We start from the raw sequence: 22,176 nt of genomic DNA, 5'->3' as shown, positions 1-22,176 counted from the left end.
TCTTAGTTGTCGGTCGCGGCGAGTTCGCGCTCAACAGCTGCGGTCAGGCGATCTTCGATTGCCGGGACCTTGATCTGCTGGATGATCTCGTTGAGGAAGCCTCGGACCACCAGGCGGCGGGCAACCTTCTCGGGGATGCCGCGGGCCATGAGGTAGAACAGGTGTTCGTCGTCGAACCGGCCCGTGGCACTGGCGTGGCCGGCACCCTCGATCAACCCGGTTTCGATTTCGAGGTTGGGTACGGAGTCGGCGCGGGCACCGTCCGTGAGGACCAGGTTGCGGTTGGCCTCGTAAGTGTCCGTGCCTTCTGCTTCCTTGCGGATCAGGACGTCGCCAACCCACACGCTGTGGGCGTTGCGGCCCTGGAGGGCGCCCTTGTAGAGAACGCGCGACTTGCAGTTGGCCACTGCGTGGTCAACGAACAGGCGCTGCTCAAGGTGCTGTCCGGCGTCGGCGAAGTACAGGCCGAACATTTCGACGTCGGCACCGGGAGCCGTGAAGCGCGTGGACGGCGTGACACGAACGAGGTCGCCGCCAAGGCTGACCACAATGTGCTTGAACTTGGCATCGCGGCCGATCTTTGCCTGCTGCGATGACGCGTGCACAGCGTTGTCTGCCCATTCCTGCAAGGAGACAACGGTCAGTTCAGCACCGTCTTCAACGATGATTTCCACGTTCTCGGAGACAACTGCGGTGCCCTGGTGGTCCAGGACCACAACAGCCTTGGAGAAACGTTCTGCCACAATCACGATGTGCTGGGCAGACGGTGCCTCGCCGGCGCCGGTGATCAGGACCGAAACTTCACTCCCGGCCTGCAGCTCGGCGGGCACGGTGATGACCGTGGCCTCGGCGAAGTTCTCCCAGGCGTTGGCGGACACAAGGTCCTCCGGGATGGCTGCCTGGCCGATGCGCTGGTCATCGCGGCCAACGGTTTCAACAACGACGCCGACGGGTGCGGTGACGCTGACAGCCGGGGCTGCGCCGTTGAGGACGTCGGTGTGAAGGCCACGAAGCCGCTTCAGCGGGGTGAAGCGCCAGTCTTCCTCAAGTCCGTTCAGCGGCTTGAAGTCTGCCAGCTTGTAGGACGTGAGGCGGCCGGCACGCGAGCCGTCCGGGATGCCTACGCCGCCACCATGCGAGTGGCTCTTGGCCGAAGCGCCGGCCAGCGGACCAGCGGAAGGCTGCTCCGACGTCGTGCTGGTGTTCGTACCGGTGTTCACAGGCGAAAGGTTCTCGCCTTCCTCGGTGAAGCCGTTGATAAACGGGTGGGCCGAGGGCGCGCCGATGCGCGCCTTTTCAGTAGTGATATCAGTCATTGTTAACCGACGGACCCTTCCATCTGCAGTTCAATCAAGCGGTTCAGCTCAAGGGCGTATTCCATGGGCAGTTCACGGGCAATCGGCTCAATGAAGCCGCGCACGATCATGGCCATGGCCTCGTCTTCAGGCATGCCGCGGGACATCAGATAGAAGAGCTGCTCTTCGCTGACGCGGGAAACGGTGGCCTCGTGGCCCATGACAACGTCATCCTCACGGATGTCGATGTACGGGTACGTGTCCGAGCGGGAAATCGTGTCCACCAGGAGCGCGTCACAACGGACCGTGTTGGCCGAGTGCTTGGCGCCCTCGCGGACCTGGACCAATCCGCGGTATGCAGCACGGCCACCGCCGCGGGCCACGGACTTGGAAATGATGGAGCTCTTGGTATTCGGTGCGATGTGCACCATCTTGGAGCCGGTGTCCTGGTGCTGGCCTTCGCCGGCGAAAGCGATGGAGAGGGTTTCACCCTTGGCATGCTCGCCCACAAGGTACACGGCCGGGTACTTCATGGTCACCTTGGACCCGATGTTGCCATCGATCCACTCCATGGTGGCGCCCTCTTCGCAGATGGCGCGCTTGGTGACGAGGTTGTACACGTTGGTGGACCAGTTCTGGATGGTCGTGTAGCGGACGCGGGCGCCCTTCTTCACGATGATCTCCACAACGGCCGAGTGCAGGGAATCCGAGGTGTAGATCGGAGCCGTGCAGCCTTCGATGTAGTGAACGTAGGAGTCCTCATCGGCGATGATCAGCGTGCGCTCGAACTGGCCCATGTTTTCCGTGTTGATACGGAAGTAGGCCTGCAGCGGAATGTCCACGTGGACACCCTTGGGTACGTACACGAAGGAACCGCCGGACCAGACAGCCGTGTTCAGCGATGCGAACTTGTTGTCGCCCACCGGAATGATGGTGCCGAAGTATTCCTGGAAGATCTCCGGGTGCTCACGCAATGCGGTGTCAGTGTCGAGGAAGATGACGCCCTGGGCTTCAAGGTCCTCACGGATCTGGTGGTAGACCACCTCGGACTCGTACTGGGCAGCGACGCCCGAGACGAGGCGGCTGCGCTCAGCTTCCGGGATGCCCAGCTTCTCGTAGGTGTTCCGGATGTCTTCCGGAAGGTCTTCCCACGTTGCCGCCTGCTTTTCGGTGGAACGCACAAAATACTTGATGTTGTCGAAGTCGATGCCGGAGAGGTCTGCACCCCAGGTAGGCATGGGCTTGCGGTCGAAGTACTTGAGGCCCTTGAGCCGCAGATCGAGCATCCATTGGGGCTCGTTCTTCTTCGAGGAGATGTCGCGGACGACCTCCTCGTTGAGGCCACGACGGGCGTTTGCGCCTACGTCGTTCTTGTCGGCCCAGCCGTACTCGTAGTTTCCGATACCGTGCAGTTCGGGATTCTTCTCCAGAATCTCCGAGATCACAGTGCCGTCAGCTACCGCTTTCTCTGCTATTTGGTCCGTCATCACGGCCTTTCTTGCTGGTTGTTTGATTCCTGGTACGGGTTCCCGGACTGCTCTGCGACATCTGGGGATGCCGTGGCAGCCGGGCGCCCGGTAGGTATGTGGGTGGTGCAGACGTGGCCGCCCTGCGCGAGTGTGGAGAGGCGTCGGACATCGACGCCCACCAATCGCGAGAAGACCTTGGTCTCGGTATCGCAAAACACCGGAAATTCCGCGGCGAGCCGCTGGATGGGGCAATGGCCCTGGCACAGCTGAACGCTGGACAGCGCAGCAGGCAACGGGGCCTTGGCCTCAATGGAGTGTGCTGAAGCCACGAAGCGGTCGCGGCTGAGGGCCTTGGAGAGTGCCATGGCCCGGGCAGTGATGTCATCTCCGGCGGCGTCGACTTCGGGGGCGTAGCGCCGTTCCATGTCCGAGAAGCGTTCCTCCGCGTATTCACGGACTGCGTCTTCGCCGGCGAGTTCCTGGAGGCGGCGGAGCGCCGAACTGGCGATGTTCAGGTAGTCGTCGCCCAGAGTGGACTGCCCCTGGGAGCTCAGGACGTAGCGGCGAGCGGGACGTCCCGCCCCGGAACCGGCCTTGGCCACCCGCTTGACCTCTATGACGCCGCTTCGCTCCAAATGGTCAAGGTGCCGGCGGACGGCAGCCGGTGTGAAGCCGAGGAGGTCGCCGAGTTCCGCGGCGCTCACCGGACCGTTCTCAAGAACTGCGCTCAGCACCCGGTCCCTCGTGCGGTCATCCGCGTCCGGCAGCGCAGGCGGGGCAGCGAATGCCCCTGCCGCTGCAGCATGCCGTGGTGAGGGCATGGAAGTTGGACTGCTCATGGAATACACAACACAATCATGTCGTAATTTGTTTCATGCATCCAGTAAGGCAAGACTGACCTCAGCCGCCCGCCAAGTGTGACCGTACTACTTCACGTAGAATACTCTGGTGCGCTCACCCGAATCCCCTGTCCTCACCATTGACGGACTCATTAAGGATGTAGGCCCCCTGGCCTCCCTTGACGGCAAAATGCTCCGGGTGGTCAGCGGACTGTCCCTTGTTGCGGAGCGCGGCCAAGTGACCGCCCTCCTCGGCGCCAATGGTGCCGGGAAGACCACCACCCTTGAATGTGCGCAAGGTCTGCAGAAACGGACCGGAGGGAGTATCTCGCTCCTTGGTGCGGACCCTGACGCGGCAGGCGCCGACTTGAGGTCCCGCGTAGGCGTCATGCTCCAGGACGGCGGGTTGCCGCCGTCGGCCCGTCCCATCCCGCTGTTGCGGCACGTTGCCGGCATGTACCAAAACCCCATGGATGTTGACGCGCTGGTGGAACGGCTGGGAATCGGCCAATTCAGCAGGACCAGCGTGCGTCGGCTGTCCGGCGGCCAAAAGCAGCGCCTCGCCCTGGCAGCTGCCTTGGTGGGAAGCCCGGAGATCCTGTTCCTCGATGAGCCCAGTGCGGGGCTGGATCCGCAATCGCGCCAGATGGTTTTTGACCTGATCGCCGAACTTCGCGACGCCGGCATGGGGATTGTCCTGACCACCCACCTGATGGACGACGCCGAGCGCCTGGCCGACTACGTCTACATCATCGACGGCGGCCACAACGTGGTGGAGGGAACCGTCGCGGAACTGCTTCGACATGACCACGTCACGGATTCTGCCATCACGGACCGGACGCTCTACTTCGATGCGCCGGGCGGACTCGACTTTGCCGGTGCCCTCGGGCCGGGCCTTCAACTGACCGAGACACGCTCGGGAAGCTACTCCATCACGGGTGCGATCACACCGAAAGACCTTGCAGCGCTGACTGCCTGGTGGGCGGAACGAAACATCATGCCGGCTTCGCTCCGTCTGGAAGCCCGTAGCCTTGAAGACGTGTTCCTGGACATTTCCGGAAGGGACCTCCGATGAGCAAGCTCCTCTCCGCCAACGCGGGACCCGCATCGCTGCCGCGTCGCATCATGCAGCAGGGGCGCTATGAGACCATCACCATGCTGCGGAACGGCGAACAGCTGATCCTTGCCATCGTCCTGCCCTTGATGGCTTTGGTGGGACTCGTTGTGACTCCTCTCCTGGATGGCCTCGGGGGATCACGTGTGGACGTTGCCACACCGGGCATCCTGGCTCTTTGCGCGATGTCCACGGCCTTCACCGGGCAAGGTATTGCCACCGGCTTCGACCGTCGCTATGGAGTCCTCCGATTCCTGTCCACCACACCGCTGGGCAGGGGTGGGCTCATTGCCGGCAAGATCCTTGCCGTGCTGGTGGTCCTTTTCCTGCAGGTAGTGGTGGTGGGCACCATTGCCGCCTTCCTGGGGTGGCAGCCCCGGCCCGAAGCCTGGCTGCCCGGGCTCGGACTGCTGGTTCTTGGCGCCGCCGCCTTCACTGCCCTGGGACTGCTGGTTGCGGGCACGGTCCGCCCGGAGGCAACGCTGGCCATCACCAACCTGCTGTGGATCCTGCTGGGCGCCTTGGGCGGCATTGTGGTGCCGGCCGATCGATTGCCCTCTGTGCTTCAAGGCATCGTCCACTTCCTTCCGTCCGGCGCCCTGGGCCAGGCGCTCCGCGATGCTTTCCTCGCAGGCGCCGTACCATTTCCCGCCGTCCTTGTCCTTCTGCTGTGGACGGTACTCGCCGGCGCCGCAGCCATCCGCTGGTTCAAGTGGAACTAATTCAACCGGGCACCTACCAACAATGCAGAACTGAGAAGTGAGAAAACTGTGAGCACGGCATCGCGCCTTCCCAAAACCATTCAGCGGTTCACGTCCAAGTTGCCTACCGAGGTAAACAGGGCCGTCCGTCGCTTGGCTTTGCTGTCACTCATCGGGCAGACAGTCCTCGTGGTGACCGGAGGTGCCGTCCGCCTTACCGCTTCCGGGCTGGGCTGCCCCACGTGGCCGCGATGCACCAATGACTCGCTGGTAAATACACCGGAAATGGGTATCCACGGGTTCATCGAATTCGGTAACCGACTGCTGACCTTCGCCCTCGCAGCCGTTGCCGCGCTCATGCTGGTGTACTTGTGGAACCTCCGCAAAGAACGCCGCGACCTGTTCATCCTTGCCCTGGGCCTGCTGGCAAGCATCCCGGCCCAGGCAATCATCGGCGGCATCACTGTTTTGTCCGGCCTCAACCCATGGGTGGTGGGCCTGCACTTCCTGGTTTCCATGGCTTTGGTGGTCTTCGCCACGCTGCTGGTCAACCGGGCCTACGGCCGTACCGGTGGCTACATGAACCGGATCCTGCCGGCGCTCCCCGCCATGGCTCGCCCTGTGATGCTGGCCGTTGCTGTTTTCTCGGCAGTATCGGTGATGCTGGGTGTCGTGGTCACTGGTGCCGGCCCCCATGCTGGAGACGCTGACGCACCCCGGAACGACCTCGACTGGGACCTCTTCTCCCACATCCACGCCGTCCCCGCTTACCTGATCACGGCCGGAACGCTGTTCGCGGTGTACCTGGTGGTCCGTCACAAGATCACCGGTCCCTTCCGGACAGCGACATACCTGCTGCTCGGTGTGACGCTGCTGCAGGCTGTTATCGGCTTCACCCAGTACTACAACGGAATTCCGGCTCTCCTGGTCGGTGCGCACATGTTCGGGGCAGCCGTCCTCATGAGTGCCGCCACCAATGCCGCCGACCTTGCGAAGCACAGCCCGGTCCGATAACCGTTCTCCTGCGCCTCTCCTACGCCCGGATCAGGTGCGCCGGGTTGGACCGCATGGCCAGCATTGCCGGATATACGGCCGACAGGGTACCGCTGGCAAGTCCAGCCCCCATGCCCCACATCGATGCGTACCAAGGAATCACTGCAGCCCAGCCTTCACTGGATGCGTAAGCCAGGACGGCGCCCATTCCGGCGGCTGCGCCTGCTGCCCCGCCCAATGCTCCCACCACGGCACCTTCGGTGAGGAACATCGAGGCCAGCACTCCTCGTCGCATGCCCAGGGCCAGTCGCAGTGCAATCTCGCTTGATCTAGCCAGCACGCCCAAGTACATGGTGGTTCCGGCGCTGAGGCAGGCCATGGCGAGCAGGATGACGGAGACAATGGCCACCAGCCTGCCGAGGTCCGTATTGATCCCTTGTTTGAGCTCCCGGAGGTCGGCCACCGTCTGTACTTCCACGGTCCCGGGTTCAGCAGGGTTGAGTGCTTTTGGCAAGGCCTCTGCTATGGCTGCCGGCATCCCCGGACTCGTACGAAGGACCAGGCTGGCTGCCACGTTGCCGGTCAAAGCGTAAGAACCAACACCCACCATCACCGCTGATGGCAGTACTGGGTCACGGCCCGGCTCGTCAATGATCCCCACCACCGGGACCGCCTGGCCATACAGCCACACCACGACGCCGGGACCTGGCTTGGCGATTCCCAACTCTTGGGCGGCATCCTGGCCCAGGATGGCGACAGGCCCTCCAAATGAGTGATCCAGCAAGGCAGCGTCACCATAGGACACGGTTGCCCCTTGGAGTCGAAGGTACGCTGAGTCGATGATCCGGACGGCTCCGTTGAAGGCGGGTTGTTCAGGAAAGGATGCGGGCCGGAAGGTTGATGGCTGCACCACCGACGACGAGAGCTCGGCGACGACTCCGGCATCGTGCACGCCAGAGAGTCTCACGGATGCCTTGAGATCCCTTGTGACGGCTTCCCATGATGAATAACCAGCCTCGCGTGTCACCCTGACTTCATCGCTGGCGGCTGCGTCGATCCGGGCGGACACCTTCACGGAAGCGCTCTCGCTCAGTCCGATGGCCGCTACCAACCCTCCACTGCCAAGGAGGAATGCCATGATCAGCAAAAGGGCCTTGGACGGACGAACCGTCAGCGCAGACAGCGCGTCGGCAACGACGTCAATGGCTTCGTGGCGCCGGCGCCGAACGAAGGTGGGTTCATTGCTTCCCGGACCTGCAACTGATGTTCCGGGAAGGGTATCGGCTCCCCCGCTGTGGCCTGAGTCCTTGACGATCGCTCCGTCGCGCATCGTGATAATCCGGTCCGCGGCGGCCGCAATGTCCGGATCGTGGGTCACCATGGCCACCGTGGTGCCGGCATCACTCAGTCCACGCAGATGGCGGATGACGATTTTGCCATTCTCTGTGTCCAGGCTGCCTGTGGGCTCGTCCGCGAGGACTACCTTCGGTGCTCCGATCACTGCCCTGGCGATGGCCAGGCGTTGCCGTTCACCCCCGGACAAGAGTGACGCCGGGGTTGCTGCCCTATGCCCAAGCCCAAACTTGTGAAGAGCAGGCATGGCCAGTTGTTTTTGAATCGCAAACCCGATGCCTCGTGCACGAAGCCCCAACACAGCGTTGCGGGCGGCGGCGTCCCGGCCCACCATATGTGATTCCTGGAAGACGAAGCCAAACACTTCGGCCCGCCGATCTGCCCGCTGCCTCTCGTCAAACTCGGCGACGTCCGTACCCCTGATGCGATATGTGCCTGATGTTGGTGTGTCCAGCAGGCCCAGGACGTTGAGGAGCGTGGACTTCCCCGAACCGGAGGGACCCACTATCGCGACGAACTCCCCCTCGCGAATATCGAGATCCACGTCCACCAGTGCCTTCGTTCCGGGAAATCCCCGGTTTACGCCTCGCAGGCTAAGGACAGGCAGGGGCAGTTCAGGCCCTGCTGATTCGTGGGTGTGCACCAGTACGCTCATTGGAGCTTCACCTGATCCCCAACAACCAGGCCGTCCACATCAGCGATCGCCGCCCAACCATCCGCCTGTGCAGTGACCTTCACCTCAAGGCGGCGGGGCTCGTCGTTCCCCTCAATCAAGAGGTACGGTGTCCCACGATCCTGGCGAATCGCTATCAGGGGAACGGCGAGGGACTCTGCAGTTGCGCTGCCTGCAGTTACAGTGACTGATTGGTCCGCGGGGAATCCCGGTGACCCTGGGGGGATTGCCACCGTGATGTCTTTTCCAGGGATTTCGTTCGTGCTTGAGTCACCCTCCAGGAAGCCGCTGATATTCGCCACTGTGGTGTCCAGGACCGTAGAGCCGGCCCTGACCTTAACGGGCGTGCCCACCGCAAAACTCTCGGACTGGACAACGTCGGCCCGCGCAACTATCGAATCGTCGGCAACTCTTATGCGGGCTACGATCCCATCCTCTGCCAGCAGGGCCCCTGGGCCAGCCAGGGATGCAATTGTCCCGGTGTCGCCGGGGACCTGCACGAATTCCCGCCAACGAAACATGACGTCGGACGAGGCAGCCTTTGGTGCTGCCTTTCCAGCGTCCTCCTGAGGCAGTTGAGCGGGCGCGGTGGGGGCTTTGAACCCTGTGGCTTTGTACCACGATTCCAGTGCCTGTTGAGTATCCAGGTCAAAGGTTCCTGTTGTGGTGCATGCAAAACCAAACGTCGCCAAAGCCGCTTGAAGGGCTATGACGTCAGGTCCCGACTCCCCATGGATGATGTCACGGTACAAGGGCACACTGCTGGGCAGTATCAGCAGGGGCCTGCCGGAGACGACCGCCAGCAGTTCACCGGGCACGACGATGCTCCCAGCCTCTTTGGCCACCGCCGTCACTACCAGCCTGTCCACACCTTCGGCCGGGCTTGCCTGCAGTGCGGACTGGGCTCCTGCTATGACTTTTCCTGAAAGAACCACCTGTTTGGCCACCGCGCGGCGCTCCACCGTTGCCGAAACAGGAACCACCCCGGGCGCGGGTGGCACTGGCTCCATCCCGGCCGTGCTGGAAGCCCCGGCCCAATAGGTTATGCCCAAACCTCCAAGGACAATGAGCACGGCGACAGGCATCAGCCACCATCGCGGAACACGCCGCATGCCGCGGCGAATCAGCATTGACTCAGAGTCTTGCATCAGCCACGCCATGGTCCCGCAGTATTTGTTTGGCTCGCTCCACGGCGGCCGTCTTCTCTTCTGCCAAGGCGTTCAGCTCGGCTTGGTGGTCCTTCATCTGTGCTGCCTGGTACTCAGCGAGAATGTCATAGGGTTTCCTGGCCCCGCCGCTGGCCTCTTTACAATCAAGGTCCAGCAAGGCGACTCGGATCTCGTCTTCCTTGGAGCCGCTCGATGACAGATTCCAGGAACCCTCCTCCGCGACCTTCAGGCCCTTGCCGGCCACACAGTCCTCCCAGCTCTTCCGGAAAGCAACGTAGTCGGAATCGTGCTCCGTCAGCGCCACGGCGTTACGGGTGATCCGGTGTGGGAGGGATGTGTCTCCGGCCAGCCCCTCCAGGAGTTCGGGCAAGCCTGCCCGCCCCACAGAGTTGGTGCACTTCACTTCCTGCGCTTGGTGCCTGGCGCTGAGGGGCGGGCGCTCCGGTTGCTCGTCGAGCACCCCTGGCACCTCACGTATCTCCGGCATGGCACCGTTCCTGGCTGCTAAAGCACGGGACCATTGACCGAACCTGTAGTCCTGCAGGGCCTTGCCTCCGCCGCCCCACGGCGCCACCGTGAACCCGGCGTCTTCCACACAGTCGTAGATGAGGAAGGCGACCGCCGAATTTACGATCACGTTCTCACGGTCCGAGTACCAGTAGGCACTCATGGGAAGAATCACCTCGCCGTTCGCTTCGTTGAGGGACGCCTTGGCCCCGGTGCCGGCAGAGCGATCGATGGCGGGCAGGCTAGTGGCCATGGATTCAACGGGCGACGATGCCGGCGGGCCGGAACAGGCCGCGCCGGCCATCGCGATCCCTGCAAGCAACGCGGCGACCTTCACGGTGGACCGAAGAACGGGAGATCGCAAGGCTAACCCCAAATGCTTGAGATCTCGTCGTCCCAGTTCACACCGGCATACATTGACACACCCCGAAGATCGTTAACTGCGTTGCCACCACGGAAGATCACTGCATGCCCGGAGTAATTGAGGTCCCTGTAGAGATACACGTACGGCGATTGAACGTTCGCAGCCGGGCCTATGACGATGGAGCTGGCTTTATCGTTTGCCGCGTCGCCCACGTACGATGCGACCCAGTTGTAGGTCCGCTGCGTTCCGGTGAACCAGTAGTTGTCGTAGAGGCAGACCCTGGCTGTGGAGCAGGCCGGCGCTGCTTGCGCGGCTGTCACTCCGGTCAAAACTGAAGCCGACGCGATGGTCACGATTCCTGCAGTACGGAGGAGCGCTTTCATTGTTTTCCCCAATGCTCGTGCGGTGTGGAACGGCTCTGTTCCATCTCGAACACTAGGGTGCGCACGGCACCACCTAGACGACTTTTCCGCAAACTAGGTGGCATTTGGGCAAGAAATAGGTGCCCGGAAGGGCGAAACTAGGTGCTGCCATGAGAACTCTAGGTATAGAAGCGCGTCAAAGCCCTCCGCTGCCGCGTCCGACATACTTGTCCTATGCAGGCGACAACTGTGTTGGTCGAGGGTGAAAGCGACAGGTCGGCCGTAGAAGCCCTGGCCTTTCGATGTGACCACGACTTGGCCGCAGAACGTGTGCAAATCATCCCGATGGGTGGCGCCACGAGTATCGTCCACTACCTCGAGCGCTACGGCCCGAAAGGAGCCGACCACCGATTACTTGGGCTTTGTGATGCAGGCGAGTCCAAAGTCATTGCCAGGGCACTCCTGCATGCTGGTGTGGGATCCGGGCCGTTGGAAGAGCGCGGGTTCCAGGTTTGTAACACCGATCTGGAGGATGAACTTATCCGATGCCTGGGAATCGACGCAGTGCTCGACGTCATCAGGGCTCAAGGCGAGCTGGCCTCGTTTAAGCTCCTCCAACGCCAGCCCTCACTGCGGCACCGGTCCGTGGAAGTCCAATTACGGCGGTTCTTCGGGGGCCGGAGTGGCAACAAGATTCGCTACGCTCCCCTGCTGGTCTCTGCGCTGCCCGCTGGCAAGGCACCTCCCCCGCTGGCCCACTTGGTTGCGTCTTTTGGGACGTGAGCGAGCGTTGGGATCAAGCGCTTGGGACGTGAGCGAGCGTCAGGTGGTGTGAGGGAAAAGCGCGACGCCGGCACTCTGGCGGGCACCGGCGTCGAACGTTGTTTCTTGACGAAGTGCGGAACTTAGCCGCCGACGATCGCTGAGCCAATGAACGGGTCAACGGCCAGTGCGATGAAGAGAAGCGTCAGGTAGCTGATGGAGCCGTGGAAGACCTTCATGGCGCCCTTGTTGGAGACGTCGCCACCCTGTGCACGCTTGTACAGTGCGTGGCTCTCGTAGAGGAACCAAGCACCGGCGGCAACGGCGACGATCGTGTAAACCCAGCCGGCACCGCCAACGGGCACCATCAAGAGTGAACAGGCAACCATGGCCCAGGCGTAGAGGACAACCTGTACCGATACCACCTTGGCTCCGGCGATGGCACCGAGCATGGGCACCTTGGCGTTGCGGTAATCCTCGCCGTAGCGCATGGACAGGGGCCAGTAGTGCGGGGGCGTCCACAGGAAGATCACCATGAAGAGCACGATTGCCGGCCACTCCACCGTGTTGGTGACAGCGGCCCAGGCGATCAGCACGGGGAAGCACCCGGCTGCTCCGCCCCACACAATATTCTGGGCCGTGCGGCGCTTCAGGATCATGGTGTAAATGACCACATAGAAGACGATGGCGCCGAGCCCAAGCCATGCGGACAGAGGATTGGCGCCGAACCACAGGATGGCGATCGACGCTGCACCAAGGATCCAGGCGAAGACCAGGGCCTCGCGCGGCGTCACTTCACCCGTGACCAAGGGACGCTTCTCGGTGCGGTGCATCAGTTTGTCGATGTCGCGGTCGATGTAGCAGTTGAAGACGCCGGCGCTGCCGGCTGCAAACGCTCCGCCGACGAGGGTGGCCAGGATCAGGCCGATGGAGGGGAAGCCACGCTGGGCGAAGATCATGGTGGGCAGGGTGCTGACCAGGAGGAGTTCGATGACCCGGGGTTTGGTGAGTGCCAGATACGCCTTGAACTTACGGGAAATTCCGATGCTTCCCCGGGCCGGGGACGCGTTGAGGGGCGTATCAGTTGTGCTCACGGCGGCAGTCACTCTGTTCTATGCTCTGGGGTTCTCGCAACGGCTGCCGTCCCGGTCTTCGAAAGCTGACACGGGCGCATGAACCGCTGGTGGCCTCCAAATATCATACCGTGGCCGGAAGTGGCCCAATGTCCGCAAAATTCGTCAATGTTTCCGAATCTTCACTCCGCTTCCGGGCCATCGTGATTCATATAAGGGAATTTCTGTCCAGTTAGTGGGATTCCCTGAGTTCCGTGACACGTTTAGGGCTAAGCTGTTGAGCAGATCAGCACACGTTGACGATCCGGGAAACCGTATTCTCGGGTATCCGTGCGTCTGGATGAGAGATCAACGTTTCAATGGTGAACGGCTGGTAGACACATTGCAGCGGGCGCCATCCTGTGCTTCCTGCGTGCCGTGTCCATACGCCTGCCGTCAGCACAGAGAGGGGCTCGGTTTTCGTGCCACATTTGGAAGAGCAAGAACTGTCATGGACCGATCTGGACAAGAAGGCAGTTGACACCGTTCGCGTGTTGGCCGCAGACGCCGTGGAGAAGGTCGGCAACGGCCACCCGGGTACGGCGATGAGCTTGGCTCCGGCAGCATACTTGCTGTTCCAGAAGCTGATGCGCCATGACCCGAAGAACCCGGACTGGCTTGGCCGGGACCGGTTTGTCCTGTCCCCCGGCCACACGTCGTTGACCCTGTACATCCAGTTGTTCCTGTCCGGCTACGGCCTGGAACTGAAGGACCTTGAGGCGCTCCGCACCTGGGGTTCACTGACCCCGGGCCACCCCGAGTACAAGCACACCGCCGGCGTGGAAATCACCACCGGCCCGCTGGGCCAGGGCCTGGCCTCGGCTGTTGGTTTCGCGTACTCCCAGCGTCGCCAACGCGGCCTGTTCGACGCCGATGCTCCCGCCGGCGAATCGCCGTTCGACCACACCATCTGGGTCATCGCCTCCGACGGCGATCTCCAGGAAGGTGTGACCTCCGAGGCGTCCTCGCTCGCCGGCCACCAGGAACTGGGCAACCTCGTAGTGATCTACGACGAGAACCACATCTCCATCGAAGACGACACCGACATCGCCTTCACCGAAGACGTCCTCAAGCGCTACGAGGCCTACGGCTGGCACACCCAGCGCGTTGATTGGACCAAGACCGGCGACTACGTCGAAGACGTCCAGGAGCTCTACGCAGCACTGCTCGCTGCGAAGGCAGAGACGAACAAGCCGTCCATCATCTCGCTGCGCACCATCATCGGGTACCCGGCGCCGAAGAAGCAGAACACCGGCAAGATCCACGGTTCCGCCCTGGGTGCCGAGGAAGTCGCGGCTCTGAAAAGCGTGCTCGGCTTCGATCCTGCCAAGTCCTTCGATGTTGACGAAGAAGTCCTGGCACACGCCCGCAAGGTCCTGGACCGCGGTGCAGAGTCACGCGCTGCCTGGCAGAGCTCGTTCGAGGCATGGCAGTCCGCCAACCCGGACGCCGCCGCCCTGCTGGAACGCGTTGAAGCGAAGAAGCTCCCCGTGGGCATCGATGCTGCGCTTCCCGTGTTCGAAGCAGGCAAGGACGTTTCCACCCGCGCGGCTTCGGGCAAGGTCCTGAACGCCATCGGCCCGGTCCTGCCGGAGCTGTGGGGCGGTTCTGCCGACCTCGCGGAGTCCAACAACACCACCATCGAAGGCTCGCCGTCGTTCATCCCGACCTCACGCTCCACGGACGCCTGGAAGGGCAACCCGTACGGACGTGTACTGCACTTCGGTATCCGTGAGCACGCTGCCGCGTCGATCGTGAACGGCATTTCCCTGCACGGCCGCACCCGCGCTTTCTCCGGAACGTTCTTGATCTTCAGCGACTACCAGCGCCCGGCCATCCGCCTCGGGGCGCTGATGGGTGTTCCGTCCCTGTACGTATGGACGCACGACTCCATCGGCCTGGGCGAAGACGGCCCCACCCACCAGCCGGTGGAGCAGCTCGCCTCACTGCGCGCCATCCCGGGCCTGGACGTTGTCCGCCCCGGCGACGCGAACGAGGTCTCCGCGGCATGGAAGGTCATGCTGGAGAACCACGAGAACCCGGCCGGAATCGTCCTGACCCGTCAGAACATCCCCACCTACGCCCGCGGCGAAGGCGAAGCAACCGGCGACACGTTCGGTTCCACCGCAGGTGTTGCCAAGGGCGGCTACGTGCTGGCCGAAGCTTCCAAGGACGGCGAAACCGTTGACCCGCAGGTCATCCTGATCGGCACCGGCTCGGAAGTCCAGCTCGCCGTGCAGGCCCGCGAAGCCCTCCAGGCTGAAGGAATCGCCGCCCGTGTTGTGTCCATGCCGTGCGTTGAGTGGTTCAACAAACAGGACGAGGCCTACCGCGAGTCGGTTCTCCCGGCATCCGTGAAGGCCCGGGTTTCCGTTGAGGCAGGCCTGGCACTGGGCTGGCGCGAATTCGTCGGTGACGCCGGTCGCTCCATCTCCCTGGAGCACTTCGGCGCTTCGGCTGACTACAAGCGGCTCTTCAACGAGTTCGGCATCACCGCCGACGCCGTTGCTGCCGCTGCCAAAGACTCCCTCGCAGACTCCAACGCATAACAGTCTGCTTCCCTCTCACAAGGAGAAAAACACATGACCAGCATTCCCACGCAGCAGCTCTCCGACGCCGGCGTTTCCATCTGGCTGGATGACCTCTCCCGCACCCGCCTGGACACAGGCACCCTGCAGAAGCTCATCGACGAGAAGAACGTGGTTGGTGTAACCACCAACCCGTCCATCTTCCACGCCGCCATCACCGCCGGCACGGACTACGACGCCACCATCGCAGCGCAGGCCGCGGCCGGCGCAAGCGTCGAAGAAACCATCTTCGAAATCACCACCACGGACGTCGCTGACGCCTGCGATCTCTTCGCACCGGTAGCCGCCGCCACCAACGGTGTGGACGGCCGCGTCTCCATCGAGGTTGACCCCCGCCTTGCCTGGGACACCGCCGGAACCATCGCCGAGGCCAAGCACCTCTACGCCAAGGTCAACAAGGACAACGTCCACATCAAGATCCCCGCAACCCTGGAAGGCCTCGAAGCAATCACGGCTACCCTGGCCGAGGGCATCAGCGTCAACGTGACCCTGATCTTCTCCCTGGAGCGCTACCGCGCCGTCATCAACGCCTTCCAGTCCGGCCTTGAGCAGGCCAAGGAGAACGGCCACGACCTCTCCAAGATCCACTCTGTGGCTTCGTTCTTCGTGTCCCGCGTTGACTCCGAGATCGACAAGCGCCTCGACGCCATCGGCACCGATGAGGCCAAGGCACTCAAGGGCAAGGCCGGCGTCGCTAACGCACGCTTGGCCTACCAGGTCTACGAAGAGCTCTTCTCCACCGAGCGCTGGGCAGTGCTGGCAGAAGCCGGCGCACTCCCCCAGCGTCCGCTGTGGGCCTCCACCGGCGTCAAGGACCCGGCGTACCCGGACACCCTGTACGTGACCGAACTCGTGGCAGCCGGCGTGGTCAACACCATGCCGGAGAAGACGCTCGACGCCACCTTCGATCACGGTGTTGTGACCGGTGACACCATCACCGGCACCTACGACGAGGCAAACGAGACCCTCAACGCACTCGAAGCCCTCGGCGTTTCCTACAACGACGTCGTCACCCTCCTTGAGACCGAAGGTCTTGAGAAGTTCGTAGGCTCCTGGAAGGAACTCCTCGCCGACGTCGAAGGCGCCCTCGCCACCGCACGGAAGGCTTCCTAACCCACCATGAGCACAATCAGCTACGACGCCAGCGGTGCCGCGCAGCAGGCCATCGCCCAGCACATTGACAGCTTGGTCGAGGACAGGATCGCCACGCGGATTTTCGCCAAGGACCACACTCTGTGGGGTCCTGACGCGGAGTCCGAGTCCGCGATCCGCCTCGGCTGGGTAGAGGCCGCCACAGTATCCCAGGCCTTGGTCGGCGACATTCTGGAACTTCGTGACGCCCTTCGCGCCGAAGGAGTTACCCGCATTGTCCTGTGTGGCATGGGTGGGTCTTCGCTGGCTCCCGAGGTCATTGCCGGTACTGCCGGCGTCGAGCTGACCGTGCTGGACAGCACTGACCCTGAACAGGTCAGTGCTGCCCTGGCGGAGCGGCTGGCGGAATCGGCAATCGTCGTTTCCTCCAAGTCCGGCTCCACCGTTGAGACCGACTCCCAGCGCCGTGTTTTCGAGCAGGCGTTCAACGACGCCGGCATCGACGCTGCGAGCCGCATCATCATCGTCACGGATCCGGGGTCGCCCCTGGATAAGGCTTCGCGCGAGGCAGGCTACCGTGCGGTGTTCAACGCCGACCCCAACGTGGGAGGCCGCTTCTCTGCACTGACTGCGTTCGGCCTGGTCCCTTGTGGGCTTGCCGGTGTGGACATCCAGGCTTTCCTGGATGAGGCAGAGGAAGCTGCGGAGATCCTCAACGAGGACTCCACTGACAACATCGGCCTGGCACTGGGCATAGCTTTGGGTGGTACCAGCCCGCTGCGCAACAAGGTCGTCATCGCCGAAGACGGTTCAGGCATTGTCGGTTTCGCTGATTGGGCTGAACAGCTTATTGCGGAATCCACCGGCAAGCTGGGCACGGGTGTCCTGCCGGTCGTTGCCGGTCCGGATTCCCCGGAGGCCCTGAACGGTGCCGACGACGTCCTGGTGGTGCGGCTGGTCAGTGCGGATGCCGACGTCGAGCTTCGTGGGAACGAGGTTGCCATCGCCGGTGGGTTGGCCTCGCAGATGTTTGTCTGGGAGTTCGCAACCGCCGTGGCGGGTCGCCTGCTGGGCATCAATCCGTTTGACCAGCCCGACGTCGAGGCCGCCAAGGTGGCAGCGCGCGGCTTACTGGATGCCCGTCCCGAACCCACCCCGGCGGCCTTCACAGACGGGGCTGTGGAAGTACGCGGAGGAGAATGGCTCGGTAACGCCTCAACGGCAAGCGAAGCTGTGCAGGCACTGCTCAGCCAGCTCGGCACGGATGGCTACTTGAGCGTCCAGGCCTACCTCGACCGCATTACCCACGCGCCCCTTGAAGGAATCCGCGATGAACTCGCAGCCGTCAGCGGGCGTCCTGTGACGTTCGGTTGGGGTCCGCGGTTCCTTCACTCCACGGGCCAGTTCCACAAGGGTGGACCGGCCATCGGAGTGTTCCTGCAGGTCACTGCATCATCCTCCACCGATCTGGACATCCCGGAGCGGCCCTTCACTTTCGGCCAGCTCATTGCCGCCCAGGCCTCGGGCGACGCCCAGGTCCTGGAAGGCCATGGCCGCCCTGTATTGCGCCTGCACCTCACCGAGCGTGCTGCCGGCGTGGCCCAACTCCAGGAAGTCGTCGCTGCGTTGGCCGACCAGGCCAGCGCACTCGAAAGCTAAGGCACAGAACCAAACATGCCAGAAACTGAAAACGGCAGGAAAAACGCCGGTCTGCGGAATCCTTTGCGGGATCCGCGGGACCGGCGCCTGAACCGCATCGCCGGGCCGTCGTCGTTGGTGTTCTTCGGAGTCACCGGCGACCTCGCCCGTAAGAAACTCATGCCGGCGGTCTATGACCTCGCCAACCGTGGTTTGCTGCCTCCCAGCTTCGCGCTGGTCGGTTTCGGCCGCCGTGACTGGGACAACGCTGACTTCGCGGCCGAGGTCAAGGAAAACGTCAAGGCCCATGCCCGGACCAAGTTCGATGAAGCCGTGTGGGAGCAGTTGGCTTCGGGTATTCGCTTTGTCCAGGGCGAGTTCGACGACGACGACGCTTTTGAGCGCCTCGGTGATGTCCTCGATGAGCTGGATGAGACCCGTGGTACCCGCGGGAACCACGGGTTCTACCTGTCCATCCCGCCCAAAGCCTTTGAGCAGGTCTGCCGCCAGCTGTCCAAGCACGGCCTTGCCCAAGCCAAGCCTGGCCAATGGCGCCGTGTGGTGATCGAGAAGCCGTTTGGGCATGACCTTGAATCCGCCCGTCAGCTGAACGACATCGTCGAGTCGGTGTTTCCGGCCGATGCCGTGTTCAGGATTGACCACTACCTGGGCAAGGAGACGGTGCAAAACATCCTGGCCCTGCGTTTCGCGAACCAATTATTTGAACCGCTCTGGAACGCCAACTACGTGGACCATGTCCAGATCACCATGGCGGAGGACATCGGCACCGGCGGTCGTGCAGGGTATTACGACGGCGTGGGTGCTGCCCGCGACGTCATCCAGAACCACCTGCTCCAGTTGCTGGCGTTGACGGCCATGGAGGAGCCCATTTCCTTCAATGCCGATGATTTGCGGGCGGAGAAGGAAAAGGTCCTCGCGGCAGTCAAGCTGCCCGATGACCTGTCAACCCATTCGGCGCGTGGTCAGTTCACCGGTGGTTGGCAGGGCGGCGAGGAGGTCCTCGGGTATTTGGACGAGGATGGCATCCCTGCCGATTCGAAGACCGAGACGTTCGCTGCGATCCGTGTGGACATCAACACCCGCCGCTGGAATGGTGTTCCGTTCTACCTGCGCGCCGGTAAGCGCCTGGGACGTCGCGTCACCGAAATTGCCGTGGTGTTCAAGCGCGCACCGAATCTGTTGTTCCGCGACCATGGCGAGGACGACTTCGGCCAGAACGCCGTAGTGATCCGCGTCCAGCCCGACGAAGGCGCCACCATCCGATTCGGATCCAAGGTCCCGGGCACGCAGATGGAAGTCCGCGACGTCACCATGGACTTTGGCTACGGTCACTCCTTCACGGAGTCCAGCCCCGAAGCCTACGAACGCCTGATCCTGGACGTGCTCCTGGGCGAACCGCCGCTCTTCCCGCGCCACCAGGAAGTGGAATTGTCCTGGAAGATCCTGGACCCGTTCGAGGAATACTGGGCCGGCCTGGACGAACAACCGCAACCCTACGCTCCCGGCAGTTGGGGACCGGCCTCGGCCGATGACCTGCTCGCCCGCGACGGACGAACCTGGAGAAGGCCATGATTGTAGATCTTCCCGATACCACCACCTCCAAAATCTCCAAGAAGATCATGTCGCTGCGTGAACAAGGCGGTGTCATCGCCTTGGGCCGTGTCCTCACCCTGGTAGTGGTGACCAAGTCCGGGCAGGAAGAGGAAGCCATCGAGGCAGCCAATGAAGCCAGCCGGGAACACCCCTGCCGGATCATTGTCCTGGCCGATGCAGGCGTTGAGGGTCCGGACCGTCTTGACGCGCAGATCAGGGTGGGCGGTGACGCCGGCGCGTCCGAGGTCATCGTCCTGCGCGGGCATGGGCACATGGCCCACGAGAGCGAATCGCTCGTGGCCGCCCTGCTCCTGCCGGATGCCCCGATTGTGGCCTGGTGGCCGCACGGAGCCCCGGAGAGTGCCTGCGAGACGTCCATCGGCCGGATTGCGCACCGGCGCATCACGGACTCGGCCAATGAACCCGACCCCCGCCGGGCACTGGAAAACATCCGGGCAACGTACAAAGCCGGCGACACCGACCTCGCCTGGACCCGCCTGACCAACTGGCGCATGCAACTCGCCGCTGTCTTCGACCAAGTTGACAGCGACCCCGTCTCAGCCGTTGCCGTTGAAGGCGCATCGGACTCCCCCAGCACCCTGCTGCTGGCCGCGTGGCTGAGCCTGGCACTGGAGGCGCCCGTGACGATTGTGGCGGACCCCGCAGGTACCGGCATTCGTCGGGTCCGGCTGACCCGTGCAAGCGGCGACGTCCAGCTTTTCCGTCCCGGACTGTCCGTGGCGGAGCTGACCCAGCCCGGGCAGCCGGCACAGCGTATCACTCTCCCCCGGCGCAGCCTGAAAGATTGCCTCGCCGAAGAACTCCGACGGCTTGACCCCGACGAAGTCTTCGGAGAAGTGATTACGATGGGACTGCCACTTACCAGCCAGAGGAGAGTCCAGACAAGTGCACGCTGAGCCAAGAGTTAGCATCCATCCCGACTCCAAGGTGTTGATGGCCGCCATCGCGGCACGCCTCATTACCAAGCTTGTGGATGTCCAGGACAAGCACGGGGAGGCCACGGTGGTCCTGACCGGCGGCACCGTCGGTATCGGAACGCTGAAGGCCGTGGCCGATTCGGCTGCAGCACCGGCCGTCGACTGGTCGAAGGTTAACTTTTGGTGGGGTGATGAACGCTTCGTTGCTGCTGACAGCGAGGACAGGAATACCCGTCAAGCGCATCAGGCACTGCTGGCCCACCTGGCTGTGGATCCTGCCAGGATCCACGAGCCTGGGGCGACGGACCAGTTTGCCACAGCTGACGAAGCCGCCTCTGCCTATGCCGAGGAACTCAAGGCGGCAGCCGAGGCCGAGCATGCAGCTGATATGTCTGATAACCGATCCGATGAGCCTGGCATCCTGCCGCGCTTCGATGTCCTGCTTCTCGGCGTGGGCCCGGACGCCCACGTGGCGTCGCTCTTTCCCGAGCAAGCCGGCGTCCGTGAGAAGGAGCGCACGGTGGTGGGTGTCGAGAACTCGCCCAAGCCGCCGTCGTCGCGCATCTCCTTGACGATGCCCGCCATCAACACCGCGCAGGAGATCTGGATGGTTGTTGCCGGAGAGGACAAGGCAGGAGCTGTTGGCTTGGCCTTGGCGGGTGCCAACCCGGTCCAAGTGCCCGCAGCCGGCCCCGTAGGCCGTGCGCGGACCCTGTGGCTTATCGACGAGAACGCAGCGTCACGCGTCCCCCAGCAGCTGGTCCGGAAGGACCCCGCGGGCGCGTAGCCGCTCCAACGCTCCAGCCAGGACAATTTCTGCGTCTTGGCTGGAGCGTCTCTCTTTAACGTAATCGAGGTGCGATTTGAAGAGCTCATCCCCTGGCCGGGCCGAGGCCGGATGGCCGGGATCCCGTGAGGCCGGAAGACCACACTTGGGGCAGTCCCAGTTCCTGGGAATTTGATCGTCCGGCAACTTAAGGAAGACCAGCCGCGTTTCGTGTCCTTTGGCGCACCAATAGGGAACCCGAATTCGCGGCAGCTGCACTCCCTCGCCATGGTCGCTTTGGTTTCTCGGAGTGGAACCTTGGGCCACACCTACGCGGGTGCCCCGATATCCTGGCGTGCCATGAACCATTTTCGAACCCCTAGCGACTCGGTGGTCGGCCGTCACGGCCTGTGGGCCTTTCGGCCAACACGGTCATTCTAATGCGAAGGTACGGCACCGGGGATGGGTAGCCAACAAAAAAGAGGAGTGGTCCCTTGGCAGGAACCACTCCTCTTGTGATAGATCCGTTGGGTGGTGACTAGGAGTCGCCACCCGAGGTGAAGCGCATGATCAGGCCAAGACCGATGATGACAGCTCCCCACGTAATGCCGAGAATGATGGTGAAGCGGTTCAGGTTGCGCTCGGCTACACCGGACGAACTCAATCCGGAGCTCATTCCGCCACCGAACATGTCGGACAAACCGCCGCCACGTCCCTTGTGCAGGAGGATGAGCAGCGTCAGCAGAAGACTGGTGATTCCCAGCAAGATCTGCAGAATGACTTGAAGAACGTCCACGACGGCCTTTCGAAGAAGCGGAAAACGGGAG

20 protein-coding genes are annotated in these 22,176 nt (G+C 62.9%); 10 read left to right on the top strand and 10 right to left on the bottom strand.

Annotated features, from left to right (window positions below; translation table 11 throughout):
- Positions 1–2 precede the first annotated feature (2 nt).
- The 3 genes from sufD to CGK93_RS12280 are packed head-to-tail and all read right to left on the bottom strand — an operon-like array spanning position 3 to position 3,603.
- Positions 3–1,316, bottom strand: coding sequence for a Fe-S cluster assembly protein SufD (gene sufD, locus CGK93_RS12290; RefSeq protein WP_089595075.1), 1,314 nt, complete (start codon positions 1,314–1,316; stop codon positions 3–5).
- A 2-nt stretch (positions 1,317–1,318) separates the two neighbouring features.
- Positions 1,319–2,782 carry a Fe-S cluster assembly protein SufB gene (gene sufB / locus CGK93_RS12285; RefSeq protein ID WP_089595074.1) on the bottom strand — a complete coding sequence of 488 codons (1,464 nt, stop codon included), beginning with the start codon at positions 2,780–2,782 and terminating at the stop codon, positions 1,319–1,321.
- Positions 2,782–3,603 carry a helix-turn-helix transcriptional regulator gene (locus CGK93_RS12280; RefSeq protein ID WP_089595073.1) on the bottom strand — a complete coding sequence of 274 codons (822 nt, stop codon included), beginning with the start codon at positions 3,601–3,603 and terminating at the stop codon, positions 2,782–2,784. The genes sufB and CGK93_RS12280 overlap by 1 nt, the downstream gene beginning before the upstream one ends.
- A gap of 109 nt (positions 3,604–3,712) precedes the next feature.
- On the opposite strand from CGK93_RS12280, the gene CGK93_RS12275 reads away from it, so the two are divergent.
- The 3 genes from CGK93_RS12275 to CGK93_RS12265 are packed head-to-tail and all read left to right on the top strand — an operon-like array spanning position 3,713 to position 6,432.
- A complete protein-coding gene (locus CGK93_RS12275) occupies positions 3,713–4,678 on the top strand; it encodes an ABC transporter ATP-binding protein (protein WP_089595072.1) in 966 nt (321 codons plus the stop codon).
- A complete protein-coding gene (locus CGK93_RS12270; RefSeq protein WP_089595071.1) occupies positions 4,675–5,439 on the top strand; it encodes an ABC transporter permease in 765 nt (254 codons plus the stop codon). Before CGK93_RS12275 ends, CGK93_RS12270 begins: the two co-directional genes overlap by 4 nt.
- A 48-nt stretch (positions 5,440–5,487) precedes the next feature.
- Entirely contained in the window at positions 5,488–6,432 is a 945-nt protein-coding gene (locus CGK93_RS12265) for a COX15/CtaA family protein (protein WP_089595070.1), read from the top strand.
- A 19-nt stretch (positions 6,433–6,451) separates the two neighbouring features.
- Here the strand turns inward: CGK93_RS12265 and CGK93_RS12260 are convergent, their stop codons facing one another.
- Genes CGK93_RS12260 through CGK93_RS12245 form a run of 4 tightly spaced genes read right to left on the bottom strand, consistent with a single transcriptional unit; the run spans position 6,452 to position 10,860 of the window.
- A complete protein-coding gene (locus tag CGK93_RS12260; RefSeq protein WP_089595069.1) occupies positions 6,452–8,419 on the bottom strand; it encodes an ABC transporter ATP-binding protein/permease in 1,968 nt (655 codons plus the stop codon).
- Positions 8,416–9,585, bottom strand: a complete 1,170-nt coding sequence (locus tag CGK93_RS12255; RefSeq protein ID WP_157731786.1) for a hypothetical protein — start codon at positions 9,583–9,585, stop codon at positions 8,416–8,418. Before CGK93_RS12255 ends, CGK93_RS12260 begins: the two co-directional genes overlap by 4 nt.
- On the bottom strand, positions 9,572–10,477 hold the full coding sequence (locus CGK93_RS12250) for a hypothetical protein (protein ID WP_157731784.1): 906 nt from the start codon (positions 10,475–10,477) through the stop codon (positions 9,572–9,574). Before CGK93_RS12250 ends, CGK93_RS12255 begins: the two co-directional genes overlap by 14 nt.
- Positions 10,478–10,479: 2 nt before the next feature.
- Positions 10,480–10,860 (bottom strand): peptidase inhibitor family I36 protein, encoded by a 381-nt coding sequence (locus CGK93_RS12245; protein WP_089595066.1) that lies wholly within the window; start codon positions 10,858–10,860, stop codon positions 10,480–10,482.
- 213 nt (positions 10,861–11,073) lie between these two features.
- Between CGK93_RS12245 and CGK93_RS12240 the strand changes: the two genes are divergently transcribed.
- Positions 11,074–11,622, top strand: a complete 549-nt coding sequence (locus CGK93_RS12240) for a TOPRIM nucleotidyl transferase/hydrolase domain-containing protein (RefSeq protein ID WP_089595065.1) — start codon at positions 11,074–11,076, stop codon at positions 11,620–11,622.
- 122 nt (positions 11,623–11,744) lie between these two features.
- On the opposite strand, the gene CGK93_RS12235 is transcribed toward CGK93_RS12240, so the two are convergent.
- The gene (locus CGK93_RS12235; protein WP_089595064.1) at positions 11,745–12,707 is read right to left on the bottom strand and encodes a heme o synthase; all 963 of its coding nucleotides are present in this window, start codon (positions 12,705–12,707) and stop codon (positions 11,745–11,747) included.
- Between the two features lie 428 nt (positions 12,708–13,135).
- Between CGK93_RS12235 and tkt the strand changes: the two genes are divergently transcribed.
- The 6 genes from tkt to pgl are packed head-to-tail and all read left to right on the top strand — an operon-like array spanning position 13,136 to position 21,370.
- Positions 13,136–15,262: a transketolase gene (tkt, locus tag CGK93_RS12230; RefSeq protein ID WP_232481309.1), complete on the top strand. Its 2,127-nt coding sequence runs from the start codon at positions 13,136–13,138 to the stop codon at positions 15,260–15,262.
- 33 nt (positions 15,263–15,295) lie between these two features.
- On the top strand, positions 15,296–16,414 hold the full coding sequence (gene tal / locus CGK93_RS12225; RefSeq protein ID WP_089595062.1) for a transaldolase: 1,119 nt from the start codon (positions 15,296–15,298) through the stop codon (positions 16,412–16,414).
- Between the two features lie 6 nt (positions 16,415–16,420).
- Positions 16,421–18,052 (top strand): glucose-6-phosphate isomerase, encoded by a 1,632-nt coding sequence (locus tag CGK93_RS12220; protein ID WP_089595061.1) that lies wholly within the window; start codon positions 16,421–16,423, stop codon positions 18,050–18,052.
- Positions 18,053–18,067: 15 nt separating this feature from the next.
- Positions 18,068–19,624 (top strand): glucose-6-phosphate dehydrogenase, encoded by a 1,557-nt coding sequence (gene zwf / locus CGK93_RS12215; protein ID WP_089595060.1) that lies wholly within the window; start codon positions 18,068–18,070, stop codon positions 19,622–19,624.
- Positions 19,621–20,562, top strand: coding sequence for a glucose-6-phosphate dehydrogenase assembly protein OpcA (locus CGK93_RS12210; protein WP_024821021.1), 942 nt, complete (start codon positions 19,621–19,623; stop codon positions 20,560–20,562). The genes zwf and CGK93_RS12210 overlap by 4 nt, the downstream gene beginning before the upstream one ends.
- Before the next feature lie 37 nt (positions 20,563–20,599).
- On the top strand, positions 20,600–21,370 hold the full coding sequence (gene pgl / locus CGK93_RS12205) for a 6-phosphogluconolactonase (RefSeq protein WP_232481308.1): 771 nt from the start codon (positions 20,600–20,602) through the stop codon (positions 21,368–21,370).
- On the opposite strand, the gene CGK93_RS12200 is transcribed toward pgl, so the two are convergent.
- Positions 21,323–21,718, bottom strand: a complete 396-nt coding sequence (locus tag CGK93_RS12200) for an RNA polymerase-binding protein RbpA (RefSeq protein WP_089595058.1) — start codon at positions 21,716–21,718, stop codon at positions 21,323–21,325. The genes pgl and CGK93_RS12200 overlap by 48 nt on opposite strands.
- A gap of 169 nt (positions 21,719–21,887) precedes the next feature.
- Positions 21,888–22,145, bottom strand: coding sequence for a preprotein translocase subunit SecG (secG, locus tag CGK93_RS12195; RefSeq protein ID WP_024821019.1), 258 nt, complete (start codon positions 22,143–22,145; stop codon positions 21,888–21,890).
- Positions 22,146–22,176: the final 31 nt, after the last annotated feature.

Origin of the sequence: Arthrobacter sp. YN, assembly GCF_002224285.1 — a bacterium.
In the GTDB taxonomy this organism is placed as follows: Bacteria; Actinomycetota; Actinomycetes; order Actinomycetales; family Micrococcaceae; genus Arthrobacter.
The sequence above is the reverse complement of the archived record's forward strand: the minus strand, read 5'-3'. Positions and strand labels throughout refer to the sequence as shown.

What these genes read in the sequence shown, in the direction of transcription:
- sufD (WP_089595075.1), bottom strand. Translation starts at nt 1,316, where the DNA reads ATGACTGATATCACTACTGAAAAGGCGCGCATCGGCGCGCCCTCGGCC.
- sufB (WP_089595074.1), bottom strand. Translation starts at nt 2,782, where the DNA reads ATGACGGACCAAATAGCAGAGAAAGCGGTAGCTGACGGCACTGTGATC.
- CGK93_RS12280 (WP_089595073.1), bottom strand. Translation starts at nt 3,603, where the DNA reads ATGAGCAGTCCAACTTCCATGCCCTCACCACGGCATGCTGCAGCGGCA.
- CGK93_RS12270 (WP_089595071.1), top strand. Translation starts at nt 4,675, where the DNA reads ATGAGCAAGCTCCTCTCCGCCAACGCGGGACCCGCATCGCTGCCGCGT.
- CGK93_RS12260 (WP_089595069.1), bottom strand. Translation starts at nt 8,419, where the DNA reads ATGAGCGTACTGGTGCACACCCACGAATCAGCAGGGCCTGAACTGCCC.
- CGK93_RS12255 (WP_157731786.1), bottom strand. Translation starts at nt 9,585, where the DNA reads ATGCAAGACTCTGAGTCAATGCTGATTCGCCGCGGCATGCGGCGTGTT.
- CGK93_RS12245 (WP_089595066.1), bottom strand. Translation starts at nt 10,860, where the DNA reads ATGAAAGCGCTCCTCCGTACTGCAGGAATCGTGACCATCGCGTCGGCT.
- CGK93_RS12240 (WP_089595065.1), top strand. Translation starts at nt 11,074, where the DNA reads ATGCAGGCGACAACTGTGTTGGTCGAGGGTGAAAGCGACAGGTCGGCC.
- tal (WP_089595062.1), top strand. Translation starts at nt 15,296, where the DNA reads ATGACCAGCATTCCCACGCAGCAGCTCTCCGACGCCGGCGTTTCCATC.
- CGK93_RS12220 (WP_089595061.1), top strand. Translation starts at nt 16,421, where the DNA reads ATGAGCACAATCAGCTACGACGCCAGCGGTGCCGCGCAGCAGGCCATC.
- zwf (WP_089595060.1), top strand. Translation starts at nt 18,068, where the DNA reads ATGCCAGAAACTGAAAACGGCAGGAAAAACGCCGGTCTGCGGAATCCT.
- CGK93_RS12210 (WP_024821021.1), top strand. Translation starts at nt 19,621, where the DNA reads ATGATTGTAGATCTTCCCGATACCACCACCTCCAAAATCTCCAAGAAG.
- pgl (WP_232481308.1), top strand. Translation starts at nt 20,600, where the DNA reads ATGGCCGCCATCGCGGCACGCCTCATTACCAAGCTTGTGGATGTCCAG.
- CGK93_RS12200 (WP_089595058.1), bottom strand. Translation starts at nt 21,718, where the DNA reads ATGGTTCATGGCACGCCAGGATATCGGGGCACCCGCGTAGGTGTGGCC.